The organism is Streptomyces sp. NPDC002911, from assembly GCF_053591835.1.
The window spans coordinates 217,778-231,738 of the sequence record NZ_JBSFUO010000002.1 but is presented as its reverse complement, the minus strand read 5'-3'; the positions used below and the strand labels follow the sequence as shown (position 1 = coordinate 231,738).

The window sequence follows — 13,961 nt, the reverse complement described above, 5'->3', positions numbered from 1 at the left end:
TGCGATTCATGCATCGCTTTTCGCGCCTCGCGGCCCGGGTGTTGTGCACTCGTTATGCCTGCGCCCCACTCGTCCCCTCTGTCCCCCGGGCGGATCCGCCGCGCAGAGGGGGCCTATACGCTTCAAAAAGACGTCAAAATTGGGCATTCTTCCCATGTGGTGACCATGGATGTACGGCCCCAGCTCATCGACGCACTTTCCGCCCTGCGCGACCGTGTCGCTGCCGTGCGTCTTCCACTTCCGCTGCCGGGCGCCCCGCGCGCCCGGCAGGCGCGGACCGAACTGCTCGCCCAGCTCGACGACTACCTCGTACCCCGCCTGAAGGACCCCGAGGCACCGCTGCTCGCGGTGATCGGGGGATCCACCGGCGCGGGCAAGTCGACGCTCGTCAACTCGCTGGTGGGATGCCGGGTCAGTGAGGCCGGTGTGCTGCGCCCGACCACACGGACGCCTGTACTTGTCTGCCACCCGGACGACCACCACTGGTTCGCCGGGGTACGGGTGCTGCCGCAGCTGACCCGGGTGTGGCTGCCCCCGGGGCAGGCCCGGGACCCGGACGGGCTCGACCACCTCGGGGCCGAGGGGGGCGACGACACCGTGGTGCGTGTGGAGACCGCGGCGACCCTGCCCCGGGGGCTCGCGCTCCTGGACGCCCCCGACATCGACTCGCTCGTCGTGCGCAACCGGCTCCTGGCCGCCGAACTCATCTGCGCCGCCGATGTCTGGGTCATGGTGACCACCGCGTCCCGGTACGCGGACGCCGTACCGTGGCATCTGCTGCGTACCGCAAAGGAGTACGACGCCTCCTTGGTCACCGTCCTGGACCGGGTGCCTCACCAGGTGATCGCCGAGGTGTCCCGGCAGTACGCCGCCCTGCTCACCCGGGCCGGCCTGGGAGAGATCCCGCGCTTCACCATTCCGGAGCTGCCCGAGTCCACGGGCGGCGGCACGGGGCTGCTGCCCACCACCGCCGTCGCCCCCCTCCGAGCCTGGCTCACCCACCGGGCGCTGGACCCGGCGGCCCGTCAGCAGGCCGTGGGGCGTACGGCGTCCGGGGTCATCGACTCGCTCAGCGTACGGGTGCCCGAGCTGGCCGGGGCGGTGGCCGCGCAGTACGCCGCGGCCGTGCGGCTGACCGGTGGGGTCGAGGAGGCGTACGGGAAGGGGCTGTCGCGCGTGCGGCGGAGGCTCCAGAACGGTGCCGTGCTCGCCGGCGGCGCCCGCACCCGGTGGCGCGGATATCCGCTCTACAGCACCGCGGGGGAGCTGCTGGACGCACTGGTGGAGAGCCTGGTGGCCCTGTTGCAGTGCGCCGTGGCGGCCTCCGACGAGCAGATTCGTGCGACCTGGCAGCGCGAGCCCGCTGCCGGGATCTTCCGGTTCGAGGACGCCGGCCGGGAGGCGGGCGGATGGGGACCCGCAGAAGACATCCAGGGCCGGATCGGCATGGCCGTACGGCGCTGGCGGCGGGTCCTGGAGGAACTGGCCGAGGAGGAGGCGCGGCTGCTCGAACGCAACGCCGCGCCCGACGCCGAGACGGTGGCGGCACTGCTGGCCGCCGCACTCCTCGGCGGGCGGCGCGCCAGGGGAGCCGGGGAGCAGCTCGCCGAACGCATCGGGGCCCAGGGGGCGCTGCGTCTACGCGACAAGGGCGGGGCACTGCTCACCGACTGCCTGGACCAGGTCATGCACGGCGAGCGCGACCGCCGGCTCGCGCCGCTGGACGCACTTGAAGTCGCCCCCGAGCCGCAGGCCGAACTCATCGCCGCGCTGTCCGTACTGCAGAAGGAGAGGTGGCAGCGATGACTGCCGTCACTGACCAGGACCGGGACCACGGACAGGGACCGGAGCACGACGGTGCGGGGGAGGGCGGGCGGCGCTGGGACGACGGGCTCATCGCGCGGCGGGCCGCCGAGGCGGCACAGGAGATCGCCGAGGAGCGGGCTCTCCGGGAGGACCCGGACGACCCGGAGCCTCAGGTCGAGGCGTACGGACTGCCCGGCAGCCCCCTGCGCCCCCGGCTGGACGCCCTCCGTGAACTGGTCGGGCTCTCCCGCGCTCGCCTCGACGGGGACACGCTCGCCGAGGCGGGGCGGGTGCTCGACGAGGCGTCGGCCCGTCAGCGGCTCTCCTCCCGGCACACGGTCGTCGCCATCGCGGGGGCCACCGGCAGCGGGAAGTCCACCCTCTTCAACGCGCTGGCGGGCGTCCAGATCTCCGACACCGGGCTGCGCAGGCCGACCACCTCGGCGCCGATCGCCTGCAGCTGGACCGACGGCGCCGCCGGGCTGCTCGACCGGCTGGCCGTCCCGGGCCGGCTGCGGCGCAGGCCGGTGCAGGGCTGCACGGCCGTCGACGAGGCGCTGCAGGGCCTCGTCCTGGTGGATCTGCCCGACCACGACTCGGCGGCGACCGGCCACCGGGAACAGGTGGACCGGGTGCTGGCCCTGGTCGACGCGGTGATCTGGGTCGTCGACCCGGAGAAGTACGCCGACGCGGCGCTGCACGAACGCTATCTGCGGCCGCTCGCGGGGCATGCCGAGATCTCCTTCGTCGTGCTCAACCAGATCGACCGGCTCCCCGGCGAGGCCGCCGACCTGGTCCTGGACGATCTGCGCCGGCTGCTCGACGAGGACGGGATGCCGGTGGGGGAACACGGCGAGCCGGGCGTTACGGTCATGCCCCTGTCCGCGCTCACCGGGGCCGGGGTGAATGACCTGCGCGAGCTGCTCGGCAGGTTCGTCCAGGCCCGTACGGCGGCAGCGCGCAGGCTGTCCGCCGATGTGGACGCGGCCGCCGTGCGGCTCCGGCCGGTGTACGTCGCCGAGGGGTGGCCGGGGCTCGGCGAGCGGGCCCGCGAGGAGTTCACCGACCGGCTCGCGGACGCCGTGGGCGCGGGGGCGGCGGGACAGGCGGCGGAACGCGAGTGGCGCAGGAACGCGGGGCGGGCCTGCGGGACGCCCTGGCTGCGGCTGTGGCGCTGGTACGAGTCCACCCGGCAGCTGGGCGGCCTCGACCTGATGGCGCAGGTGCTCGCGCTGCCGGAGGAGGAGGAGCTCACCGCCCGGCAGCGGGTGGAGCAGGCCGTGCGGACGCTGGCGGACGAGGCGGTGGACGGGCTGCCCGCACCGTGGGCGCAGGCGGTGCGCGAGGCTGCGGTGAACGGGGCGAACGGGCTGCCGGAAGCACTGGACGACCTGGCACGGAACGCGCAGGCGGGAGCCGGCGGCCGGTCCCGCGGGAGGGGCGGGAGCGCGGACACGGGGTCCGCTGCGGCGCGCCCGGGCGGTTTCGCGCGCGCACCCGGCGGCGCTCCCGGCGCGGGAGCTCCGGGCGCCCGTGGCAGCAGGCCGCCGCGCCCGGCCTGGTGGCCCGCGGCGGTGCTCGCGCAGGCCTCGATGACGCTGCTCCAGATCTTCGGGGGGCTGTGGCTGCTCGGCCAGATCGTGGGCGTGCTCGATCCCGGCCTGCTCGTCCCGGCCCTGCTCATGCTGGCCGGAGTGGTCGGCGGGCCGCTCGTCGAGTGGTCGTGCGCGGCCGCGGCACGGGGGCCCGCGCGCCGGTACGGGCAGGAGGCGGAACGACGGCTCCGCGAGGCCGCGGCCGGCTGCGGCAGGGCCAGGGTCCTCGACCCGGTGGCGGCGGAACTGGCGCGCTACCGCGAGGTGCGGGAGCGGTATGTGGCGGTGACGGAGTTCTCCACAACCGGCGGGTAATCCACAGGCCTTACAGGACTTCTGGTTTCCATCCAGCATGGTTCGTAACGGATCGGACGGACGACCGGATCGCACGTCATCGCACCGCATCGGCGCAGGGCGGACAGCGGGACGGAAAGCGGACGGAATGTGGCAAGGGAATCGGGGGACACGAAATGAACGAGACCTTGGTGACGCTCGTGGGAAACGCCGCGACCGCGGTGGACTTCCGGGAGACGGCGACAGGACCGACGGCGCGATTCCGCCTGGCGGTGACGCCCCGGCGGTGGGACCGGGAGCAGCAGATCTGGACGGACGGTCGCACCGGTTTCTACACGGTGTGGGCACGGCGGACGCTCGCCGCGAATCTGTCCGGTTCTGTCTCGGTCGGGGAGCCGCTCGTCGTGCACGGCCGCCTGAAAGTGCGAGAGGAGGAGAAGGACGGGGTGTGGAGGACCTCCGTGGACATCGAGGCCATGGCCGTGGGACACGATCTGACGAGGGGGACGGCCGCGTTCCGGCGGGTGGTCAAGGGCGACCCCGCCCTGACGGCGCCTACGCATCGTCAGAAACCGGCCACCAAAATGGCATCGATGTCCTGAAGCAGAGGAGGCGCGCCGAACAGACCCATAACGATTACGAGTCGGAATGCTTATCTGACGGCATGACGGGGGATTCCTCTTCGCCCGCTCCTTACGATTCCCCCGTACTCATGCGGCACTTGAGTTTGCTGGCGAGGCCCCTTCCACACGCGCGTCATGCGTGAGGACCTCGCCCGGAGGGGAATTCTGTGTTTTCTGCGTCTTCAGCATTCACTTCGTCGTCGACGGCGGCGACGGAGGGCTCCACAGGGAGCCGGAGCGGGAGCGGGTGGCGGCACGGCCAGGAGCCTGTCGGGGCCGGGCGGGGCCGCGGCCTCGTCAGAGCGGCGGCCGCGATGCTGGCCGCCGGGCTGGTCACCGCGGGAAGCCTCGTAGGTGCGACGGCCGCAGCCGCGGACGAGACGGGTCAGCACCAGGGCGGGGCGACCGCCGTACTGGACGGGCTGAAGACCTACGACAGCGCCGTGCTGCGCACCGGCGGTGAGGACGGCAAGGCGGGCACGACGCAGGAACTTCCCGCCGGCCTGTTCGAGCTGGATGTCGACGGCGGTGGCCAGCTGAAGACGTACTGCATCGACATCCACAACCCCACACAGGACCGGGCGAAGTACCTGGAGACCCCGTGGGACCAGACCTCGCTCGGAGCCAATGAGGACGCAGGCAAGATCCGCTGGATCCTGCAGCACTCCTACCCGCAGGTCGACGACCTCGCGGAGCTCGCCGACGAGGCCGGCACCGGGCCGCTCACCGCGAAGACGGCGGCTGCGGGCACCCAGGTCGCCATCTGGCGCTTCTCGGACAAGGCCGATATCGAGGCCAAGGACGAGCACGCGGAGAAGCTGGCCGACTGGCTCGAGAAGAAGGCGGAGAGCGTCGCGGAGCCGAAGGCCTCCGTGGCGCTGGAGCCCGCAGCGGTCTCCGGCAAGGCCGGGGAGCGGGTCGGCCCGGTCACTGTCCGTACCGATGCGGGTCAGGTCTCCGTGACCCCGCCTGCCGACGCCGCCGCGAGCGGGGTCAAGATCACCGACAAGGACGGCAAGCCCGTCACCGAGGCGGCCGACGGTACCGGCCTCTACTTCGACATCCCCGAGGACGCCGCGGACGGCTCCGCCTCGCTGGCCGTCCAGGCCACCACGTCCGTGCCCGTCGGCAGGGTCTTCGCCGGGCTGACCAAGAGCCAGACCATGATCCTCGCCGGCTCCAGCGAGTCCACGGTCACGGCGACGGCCAGCGCCACCTGGGCCGAGAAGGGGGCGGTCCCCGCGCTCACCGCGCGGAAGAACTGCGCCAAGGGCGGTGTGGACATCACGGCGAGCAACAAGGGCGACGAGGCGTTCACCTTCGAGCTGGTCGGCGCCGAGCACACCATCGCGGCGGGCGAGACCCGCACGGTGACGATCCCGGTCGCCGAGGACCAGGCGTACGACTTCACGATCACCGGCCCCGGCGGCTTCAGCGAAACCTTCAAGGGCGTCCTGGACTGCGCGACCGCCGGTGCCCCCGCCTCGGGTGACGACATCGGCACCCAGAGCGGTGCCGAGCCCGTGCCCGCCCAGACCGGCACCAGCTCGACCGGCGCGGAGGGCGACCTCGCCGCGACCGGCGGCTCCAGCGCCACCCCCGTCATCGCGGGTGTCGCCATCGCCCTCGTCGTCCTCGGTGGCGGCGCGGTCTTCCTGCTCCGCCGGAAGAAGCCGCAGGGCAGCGGTGAGTGACTGAGCGCAGGCGCAGCGGATACGCGCGCCGGTGAAGAGTCGTGAAGAGCCCGGTACGGACCTCCGTGCCGGGCTCTTCAGGTACCCGGGAACGTACCGGGGACCGGACGGGTTTCCGTCAGGGTGCTGACGTCAGGCAAGATGGGTGTATCTGCCCACACCTCTATTGCTGCCGGACGGTTTCTCTTGGCTGAGTACATCTACACCATGCGCAAGACGCGCAAAGCGCACGGCGACAAGGTGATTCTCGATGACGTCAATCTGAACTTCCTGCCCGGCGCGAAGATCGGTGTCGTGGGGCCCAACGGCGCCGGCAAGTCCACGGTGCTGAAGATCATGGCGGGCCTGGAGCAGCCGTCCAACGGCGACGCGTTCATCTCGCCCGGATTCAGCGTCGGCATCCTCATGCAGGAGCCGAAGCTCGACGAGAGCAAGACCGTCCTGGAGAACGTGCAGGACGGCGCAGCCGAGATCATGGGCAAGCTCACGCGCTTCAACGAGGTCGCCGAGCTCATGGCGACGGATTACTCCGACGCGCTCATGGACGAGATGGGCAAGCTCCAGGAGGACCTGGACCACGCCAACGCGTGGGACCTGGACGCCCAGCTGGAGCAGGCCATGGACGCCCTGGGCTGCCCGCCCGGCGACTGGCCCGTGACCACTCTCTCCGGTGGCGAGAAGCGCCGTGTGGCGCTCTGCAAGCTGCTGATCGAGGCCCCGGACCTGCTCCTCCTCGACGAGCCCACCAACCACCTCGACGCCGAGTCGGTGAACTGGCTGGAGCAGCACCTCTCGAAGTACGCGGGCGCCGTCGTCGCCGTGACGCACGACCGGTACTTCCTGAACAACGTCGCCGAGTGGATCCTCGAGCTCGACCGCGGCCGCGCTCTCCCCTACGAGGGCAACTACTCCACGTACCTGGAGAAGAAGGCCACCCGCCTCAAGGTCGAGGGCCGCAAGGACGAGAAGCGCCAGAAGCGGCTCAAGGAAGAGCTGGAGTGGGTCCGCTCCAACGCCAAGGGCCGCCAGACCAAGTCCAAGGCACGTCTCGCCCGTTACGAGGAGATGGCGGCCGAGGCGGACAAGATGCGGAAGCTGGACTTCGAGGAGATCCAGATCCCGCCGGGCCCGCGGCTCGGTTCCATCGTCGTCGAGGTCGAGAACCTCTCCAAGGCCTTCGGCGACAAGGTCCTCATCGACGACCTGTCGTTCACGCTGCCGCGCAACGGCATCGTCGGCATCATCGGTCCGAACGGCGCGGGCAAGACCACGCTGTTCAAGATGATCCAGGGCCTGGAGACGCCGGACTCCGGCGCCATCAAGGTCGGCGACACGGTCAAGATCTCCTACGTCGACCAGTCCCGCGCCAACATCGATCCGAAGAAGACCCTCTGGGCCGTCGTGTCGGACGAGCTGGACTACATCAACGTCGGCCAGGTCGAGATGCCCTCGCGGGCGTACGTCTCCGCGTTCGGCTTCAAGGGCCCGGACCAGCAGAAGCCGGCCGGTGTCCTCTCCGGTGGTGAGCGCAACCGTCTGAACCTGGCGCTGACGCTCAAGGAGGGCGGCAACCTGCTGCTCCTCGACGAGCCCACCAACGACCTCGACGTCGAGACCCTGTCCTCGCTCGAGAACGCGCTGCTGGAGTTCCCCGGAGCCGCTGTGGTCATCTCCCACGACCGCTGGTTCCTGGACCGCGTCGCCACGCACATCCTGGCGTACGAGGGCGACTCCAAGTGGTACTGGTTCGAGGGCAACTTCGAGTCGTACGAGAAGAACAAGGTGGAGCGCCTGGGTGCGGACGCGACCCGCCCGCACCGCGCCACGTACAAGAAGCTCACGCGAGGCTGATCGACTTGGCCCGTCACATCTACAGCTGCCCGCTGCGCTGGTCGGACATGGATGCCTTCGGCCACGTGAACAACGTGGTCTTCCTCCGCTACCTGGAGGAGGCGCGCATCGACTTCATGTTCCGGCTGGCGCCGGGGGACGGTTCGCCGTCCTTCTCCGGCGGGTCCGTCGTGGCCCGGCACGAGATCGACTACGTGCGCCCGCTGGTCCACCGGCACGCGCCGGTGACCGTCGAGTCCTGGGTCACGAAGATAAGTGCCGCGTCGCTGACGATCGCGTACGAGGTCAAGGACCCCGAGCAGGTCTACGTGAGGGCGTCGACGGTCGTCGTGCCTTACAACCTGGCGGAGGAGCGGCCCCGGCGGATCACCGCCGAGGAGAAACTCTTCCTGCAGGAGTATCTGGACCAGGAGCCCGCCGTCGCATGACAGTGCCAGTACGGTCGCTGCGGTTCGCCGACGCGAGGGAGGCGGCGGATCTCGCCGCCTTCCTCGGCCGGCTGCTCCACTACGACCGGGCCGCGGCCGTCCGCCTCCAGGCGGGCGGCGGCGCGCTGGCCGTCTTCGGCCGGCCGCCGTCGTTCGAGGTCCTCGCGATCCGCACGGTCCGGCTGGCCGGGGCCCATGACTTCGACGTCACGGTCTCGGCCGGTGAACTCCTCGAAGCGCTGAGCACGGACGGGGCCGACGAAGCGGCCGGCCTGAGCGCCCTGCCGGTGCCCGTCACGGGGCCACCGTGGGCAGGCATGCTGCCGCCGCGCGGCGGCTGGCAGGAGCGCCCCGGACTACCGGGGCCCGTCGACCTGCGCACACAACTCACCCACGCCGTGGCCGAATTCCGGACCCGCGACGCGGCGCTGCCCGAGGACCGGCGTACGCGGGCGGAACGCGACCTGATCGGCCGCGACATCTGGTCCCGGACGGTCGGGGACACCGAGCTTCCGCTGCGCGCCGTGCACGCCGCCCAGTCCCTCGGCTTCCTGCGCCCGGCACCCGACTTCCCCGTCGCGCTGCTCACGGCCGGCCCCTGGCTGCGGCTGCGTACCCCCTTCGGCTCGATCGCCCTGCGGGGCGCGGGCGGCGGCCTCGGCACGCTCGCCGTGACGGTCGGAACGGTCTGAACCCAGGTCCGACCTCAGGTTCGGCTCCAGGTCCGACCCCAGGCCCCCCAGGCCCACCCCCGGGGTCACTCCGCGGGTGCGTCCGGCCACACCCCGATGTGGTCCTGCTCCAGCATCACCCGGCGCTCCGTCTCCGGCAGGGGAAGCCCCTTCGCGTCGCCGGCCGCGAACTCCGCATCGGTGGTGAACGTGGTGTTCGGCTCGATGAGGTCAGAACGGGACCATGGACGTTATGCGGCAGATGTGCGTACATGGGCTCAGTCGGCCGTGTTGATCATCGAGGCGGCGGCGTAGGTGAGGTAGTCCCACAACTGCCGCTCCTGCTCCGGGGGAAGCCCGAGCTCGTCGAGGGCCACCCGCATGTGGCCGAGCCAGGCGTCGTGCGCCGCCCTGTCCACCTGGAAAGGGGCGTGCCGCATGCGCAGCCGGGGATGCCCCCGCTGGTCGCTGTAGGTGCGCGGACCGCCCCAGTACTGCATCAGGAACAGCGCGAACCGTTCCTCGGCGGGGCCGAGGTCCGCCTCCGGGTACATCGGCCGCAGCAGCGGGTCGTCCGCGACGCCCTGGTAGAAGCGGTGGACCAGGCGCCGGAAGGTCTTCTCGCCGCCGGCCTGCTCGTAGAAGGTCTGCTCCTGCAGCGTGTCGCGCGGAATCTCTGTCACCCGTCCATCGTCGCAGACGCACCGGCCGAGGACCGGGGTCCTAGGACCCCGGTCCGAAACGTACGCTCCCGGGTCCCGCCTGACTCAGTCGCGGCGGACCGTGATGGTCGTCCAGGCACCGACATGCACCTGGTCGCCGTCCTGGAGCGGGACGGGGACATAGGGCTGGATCGGGTCCTCGGCGCCGTTGAGCGTGGTGCCGTTGGTGGAGTTCTGGTCGACCACGGCCCAACTGCCGTCCGGCTGCTGCACCAGCACGGCGTGCTGGTGCGAGACACCCGGGTCCTCCGGCGGTACTGCGAGATCGATGTCGGGGGACTCACCGGTGCTGTGCCGGCGGCGGCCGATGGTGATCTGGCTGCCGGTGAGCGACAGGTGCTGCTCCGGGGAGTACGCGGGCAGGTTGAGCCCGGTCGCCTCGGGGCCGCTGCGCTGCATCATCGCCAGGAAGTAGTCGCGGTCCGGGGCGATGACGGCCTTCCAGCTGCCAGGCGTCTCGTCCCGTCCGGCCTGGACGGGACCCTGGCCGGGGAACCGCTGCGGTGCCTGCGAGGACTGCGGTGCCTGAGGCGTCTGCGGGCCCTGCTGGAAGGCCTGCGGAGGCTGCTGCTGCGAGGAGGGCGGCGGCAGCATCCAGTCGTCGTCCCCGCCGGTCTGTGGCGTCTGCGGCCGCTGAGGCGCGGGCGGCGCGGACTGCTGCTGGAACGACGGCGGAGGCGGCCCCTGCCGCTGCGGCTCGAACGGCGGCGGCGGGCCCTGCTGCCCAGGAGCCTGTCGGTCCGGCTGCTGTCCCTGCGGCTCGAACGGCGACGGTGACTGCTGCTGGAACGACGGCGGAGGCGGCGGCGGCCCCTGCTGGAAGGAGAACGGGGGCGGCGGCGGCCCAGGGCGGCCTGACTGCTCGGGCGCGAGCGGCTCGGCCGGCCGGTTCATCTGCGAGGGCCGGGAGCTCTGGTACTCGAACGGGTCATGCTGCTGCGGGCTCTGCTGCTGCGGTGGTGGGCCCTGCTGCGCCTGGAAGCCGGGCGGCAGGTTCAGGCCGGGCGCCGGGCCACCCGCGCCGCCCTGCGGCGCCAGTGGGGTGTACGACGTAGCCGTGTTCGTGCGGAAGTTCCAGCGGCATTCCTCGCAGTACGGCGCATTCGCCTCACGCGGGGTGCGGCACTGCGGGCAGAGCTCGGCCTGTGCGGTCGGCCGCCCGGCGCCGGGCGGCTGCGGGTAGCTGTAACCGGGCGGCGGAGGAGGCGACGGCGGGACCGCGCCCGCGGGCGCGCCCGTCCCTGCCATGCGATGTCCGCAGACCTCGCACCAGTCTTCGGAACCCGACTGGTGTCCGTTCGGGCAGGTCGGCATGTCGGCGCTTCCCCCTCTCCTCGTCCGGCCCGGAGGCCGTCATGCTTGTCGGTGCGCCGTCCGGTGGCCCGGGGCGGCTATTTCTTGACGCGAACTGTCTTGGTCGAGCGCGTTTCGAGCGTCATCTCGTCCGCTTCCGCGACCCTCGCCTTCAGTCGCACAGTACCCGTCGCCGCGTCGACGACATCGACCACCTTCGAAAGCAGTTTCGCAGTATCCGCATTTCCGGAGGCTGACGCGAGCTGCACCGCACGGCCCAGTTTCGCCGTCGCGCCGTCGAAGTCTCCAGATTTACGCGCATCCAGTCCCTGTTGGATGACTTGTGCCAGTTCCGCCTGTCCTGTGTAGTGCGCCACCTGCGGGTTGATCGAGGTGGACGCGGCCATGTCGTCCGTCCACACGGCCCGTACGAGGCCCTGGGAAAGGGTCTGCGGGGCGCCGCCGTCCGACGGGGGCGGCAGGATCAGCGAGGCCCGGGCCGCCAGCATCTCCTGGCCGATCCCGGCCTCCGGAACCCTCACACATACGTGGTAGTCCCGGGATTCGTCGCCCCAGGAGCCGGTCGGATAGTCGCCGGTGCGCGGCCCCGCCTCGGTGCGGCGGCCGGTCAGTTCGGCGACCGTGGGCGCCACCTGCTTGACGAACACGATCTCGACGCCGACGGGTGTCCAGAGCCGCAGCGCCACATCCGCGACTTCCTTGCCCATCGCGTTCTCCATCATCTGTGTGAAGTCCGCGGCGAGGCCGGCCGGATCGGCGACGATGTCCGCCGTGCCGAGCAGGGCGGAGGCGATCGCTGTGACTTCTTTCACCTCCCAGTCGGTGCCGACACCTCTCGCGTCACAGGTGAACCGGCCCGCACAGGAATCCAGAGCGGCCAGCAGATCCTCCGGCGCTTCGTGCTCGTTGCGCCCGTCGGTGAGGAGGATGCCGTGCCTGATGTCCACCTCGGCTGCCCCGAGCAGCCGGTCGGCCAGCCGCAGCCAGGTCCCGATCGCGGTTCCCCCGCCCGCGCTCAGCCGGCGCAGGGCCTCCTTCGCCTGGGCCTTGGTCCGTGGGCCGGCCGTGGCCAGCCGCCCCTTGCCCGGGTACACGTCCTCGGCCGCGTGCGTGCCCGCGACCACGGCGAACCGCGTGCCGTCACGCAGGGTGTCGATGGCCGCCGCCGTCGCGTCGCGCGCGTTGCGCATCTTCGTCGGCGGGTAGTCCATCGAGCCCGAACAGTCGACCATCAGCACCACGGCGGCGCCGGGCGCTCCACCCGCCAGAGGTACGCCGCCGGTCGTACCCCCGCCCGTGGACGTGACGGTGACGATCGCGTTGACGTCGCGGCCGCCCTCGGGCAGGAATTCGTTCTGGTACACCTCGACGGAGAACTGCGGCACGCTGGACTTGGAGAAATTGGCCATCTGATCGGCTCCTCGATGCTCCACGTATGTCAGACGAAGGCGTATGTCAGACGAAGGCGTATGTCGGACGAAGGCATAGGTGCGGACAGAGTTCGGGGCGCGGGACGCACGCGCCGGGCTCAGGACGGGAACGGCGTAGGGACGGGGTGGAACGCCGGCCGGGCACCGGCGGACCGGGCGCGGCTCAGGCCGATCCTGCCCCTGGGGCGGCGACCGCGAACGGCAGCAGCGCCACTGTTACGTTGTCGTGGCCCCCGCCGTCGAGCGCGTGACCGACCAGCACCTGGGCGCCGTGCAAGGGGCGTTCGTATGCGTCGGGCGGCACGGCCGCGGCCATCTCCGCCGCGGATTCCGCGTAGTTCCACAGGCCATCGGTGCACACCACCACCAGGCCCGGTCGGTCCGGTTCGAACGAGGCGGTGTGCGGCTCCAGTTCGTAGGCGTCGGCGCCGAGCCAGCCCGTGATGGCGTGGGCGCGCTCGTCGGCGTACGCCTCCGCCTCGTTCATCAGGCCGGCCGCCACCATCTGCGCGGCCCAGGAGTCGTCCTCCGTGAGCCGCGCCGGCGGGTCGGAGCGGTCCTCGGGGACCCAGTAGACACGGCTGTCGCCGACCCAGCCGATGACCAGCAGGCCGCCCGCCACGATCGCGCCGACCAGGGTGCAGGCCGGGGCGTTCTGATGGCGGTGCTGATCGTGCTCCATAGCCTGACCGGGGCCCGGCGTCAGTGCGTTGACCGCTTCGGACGCGGCCGTGATCGCCTCGTGCATCGCCTGCTGCGGATGCGTACCGCGCGGGAGCGACTCGAGCAGTGCCTCGTTGGCGGCGCTCGCAGCGGCGGCCGACGCCTCGTCGGGGCGGCTCGCCGACGAGACGCCGTCGCACACGATGGCGACGACGGCAGGTGAGCCGTCCGGCAGGGCGGTGCAGGACACCGCGAACGCGTCCTCGTTGCGGTGGTGACGCAGGCCCCGGTCGCTGACCGCCGCCACCGAACCCAGCTCCTGCTCCATGTGATCGCGCTCGCGGGGCTGGGCGTGGCCGCAGTTCTCGCAGTAGCCGTCGGTGTCCACATGGCCCGAGCGGCACGCCACACAGACCTTGGCGCCGGCCGCCGAGCCACCGGCCGTGGCGTGCTCCACGGTACGGGGGTCGGGCGCGGCCAGTTCGAAGTCGCCCGAGGCGTCCGGGCCGTGCTGGGCGGCGGCCTCCGGAGCGTCCGGCTCGTCGAAGCGGACCGCCGTCCGGTCCGCGGTGGGCAGCGGCTTGCCGCCCGAGTCCACGCCCGGGAGGTCGGCCGGGCGGTGCGTGGGCGCCGGCAGGTCGGAGCTGTCCGTCTCGGAGGCGGGAGGCCACTCCACCTGGCGGGCGGCGGCAGGCGCAGGCCCGCCCTGCGCGGGCACCGTGAGGGCGACCGTCGGGCGGTCGACGGGCAACGCCGGCACGGCGGAGAGGTCGTACCCGCACGCTCCGCAGAACAGGTCGCCCGGCTCCAGCGGTTCCTCGCAGCTGGGGCACCCCGGCAAGGAGGCCTGCTGGTGGATCTGTGACATCT

General features: G+C 71.7%; 11 protein-coding genes. 7 read left to right on the top strand and 4 right to left on the bottom strand.

Features of this window, described 5'->3' with window-relative positions; genetic code table 11:
- Positions 1 to 165: 165 nt before the first annotated feature.
- The 7 genes from ACWD04_RS03930 (at position 166) to ACWD04_RS03900 (ending at position 8,983) form a co-directional block, all read left to right on the top strand.
- Entirely contained in the window at positions 166 to 1,806 is a 1,641-nt protein-coding gene (locus ACWD04_RS03930) for a dynamin family protein (RefSeq protein ID WP_451127806.1), read from the top strand.
- The gene (locus tag ACWD04_RS03925; RefSeq protein ID WP_451127804.1) at positions 1,803 to 3,716 is read left to right on the top strand and encodes a GTPase; all 1,914 of its coding nucleotides are present in this window, start codon (positions 1,803 to 1,805) and stop codon (positions 3,714 to 3,716) included. The genes ACWD04_RS03930 and ACWD04_RS03925 overlap by 4 nt, the downstream gene beginning before the upstream one ends.
- A gap of 155 nt (positions 3,717 to 3,871) precedes the next feature.
- A complete protein-coding gene (locus ACWD04_RS03920) occupies positions 3,872 to 4,297 on the top strand; it encodes a single-stranded DNA-binding protein (RefSeq protein ID WP_451127802.1) in 426 nt (141 codons plus the stop codon).
- Positions 4,298 to 4,485: 188 nt separating this feature from the next.
- Positions 4,486 to 6,012, top strand: a complete 1,527-nt coding sequence (locus ACWD04_RS03915; RefSeq protein ID WP_451127800.1) for a Cys-Gln thioester bond-forming surface protein — start codon at positions 4,486 to 4,488, stop codon at positions 6,010 to 6,012.
- A 186-nt stretch (positions 6,013 to 6,198) separates the two neighbouring features.
- Complete coding sequence (gene ettA, locus ACWD04_RS03910; RefSeq protein ID WP_451127798.1) at positions 6,199 to 7,863, top strand: energy-dependent translational throttle protein EttA; 1,665 nt, start codon at positions 6,199 to 6,201, stop codon at positions 7,861 to 7,863.
- 5 nt (positions 7,864 to 7,868) lie between these two features.
- Positions 7,869 to 8,291, top strand: a complete 423-nt coding sequence (locus ACWD04_RS03905; RefSeq protein WP_451127796.1) for an acyl-CoA thioesterase — start codon at positions 7,869 to 7,871, stop codon at positions 8,289 to 8,291.
- Complete coding sequence (locus ACWD04_RS03900; protein ID WP_451127794.1) at positions 8,288 to 8,983, top strand: hypothetical protein; 696 nt, start codon at positions 8,288 to 8,290, stop codon at positions 8,981 to 8,983. Before ACWD04_RS03905 ends, ACWD04_RS03900 begins: the two co-directional genes overlap by 4 nt.
- Positions 8,984 to 9,240: 257 nt before the next feature.
- On the opposite strand, the gene ACWD04_RS03895 is transcribed toward ACWD04_RS03900, so the two are convergent.
- The 4 genes from ACWD04_RS03895 to ACWD04_RS03880 all read right to left on the bottom strand — a co-directional run bounded on the left by ACWD04_RS03895 (position 9,241) and on the right by ACWD04_RS03880 (position 13,959).
- Positions 9,241 to 9,645 carry a globin gene (locus tag ACWD04_RS03895; RefSeq protein WP_451127792.1) on the bottom strand — a complete coding sequence of 135 codons (405 nt, stop codon included), beginning with the start codon at positions 9,643 to 9,645 and terminating at the stop codon, positions 9,241 to 9,243.
- 84 nt (positions 9,646 to 9,729) lie between these two features.
- Entirely contained in the window at positions 9,730 to 10,998 is a 1,269-nt protein-coding gene (locus ACWD04_RS03890; protein WP_451127790.1) for an FHA domain-containing protein, read from the bottom strand.
- Positions 10,999 to 11,075: 77 nt separating this feature from the next.
- Positions 11,076 to 12,407: a vWA domain-containing protein gene (locus ACWD04_RS03885; RefSeq protein WP_451127788.1), complete on the bottom strand. Its 1,332-nt coding sequence runs from the start codon at positions 12,405 to 12,407 to the stop codon at positions 11,076 to 11,078.
- 184 nt (positions 12,408 to 12,591) lie between these two features.
- Complete coding sequence (locus ACWD04_RS03880; protein WP_451127786.1) at positions 12,592 to 13,959, bottom strand: PP2C family serine/threonine-protein phosphatase; 1,368 nt, start codon at positions 13,957 to 13,959, stop codon at positions 12,592 to 12,594.
- Positions 13,960 to 13,961 lie beyond the last annotated feature (2 nt).

Excerpts from the sequence above, each read along its gene's own strand:
- ACWD04_RS03930 (WP_451127806.1), top strand. The coding sequence starts at position 166 with ATGGATGTACGGCCCCAGCTCATCGACGCACTTTCCGCCCTGCGCGAC.
- ACWD04_RS03925 (WP_451127804.1), top strand. The coding sequence starts at position 1,803 with ATGACTGCCGTCACTGACCAGGACCGGGACCACGGACAGGGACCGGAG.
- ACWD04_RS03920 (WP_451127802.1), top strand. The coding sequence starts at position 3,872 with ATGAACGAGACCTTGGTGACGCTCGTGGGAAACGCCGCGACCGCGGTG.
- ACWD04_RS03900 (WP_451127794.1), top strand. The coding sequence starts at position 8,288 with ATGACAGTGCCAGTACGGTCGCTGCGGTTCGCCGACGCGAGGGAGGCG.
- ACWD04_RS03890 (WP_451127790.1), bottom strand. The coding sequence starts at position 10,998 with ATGCCGACCTGCCCGAACGGACACCAGTCGGGTTCCGAAGACTGGTGC.
- ACWD04_RS03885 (WP_451127788.1), bottom strand. The coding sequence starts at position 12,407 with ATGGCCAATTTCTCCAAGTCCAGCGTGCCGCAGTTCTCCGTCGAGGTG.
- ACWD04_RS03880 (WP_451127786.1), bottom strand. The coding sequence starts at position 13,959 with ATGTCACAGATCCACCAGCAGGCCTCCTTGCCGGGGTGCCCCAGCTGC.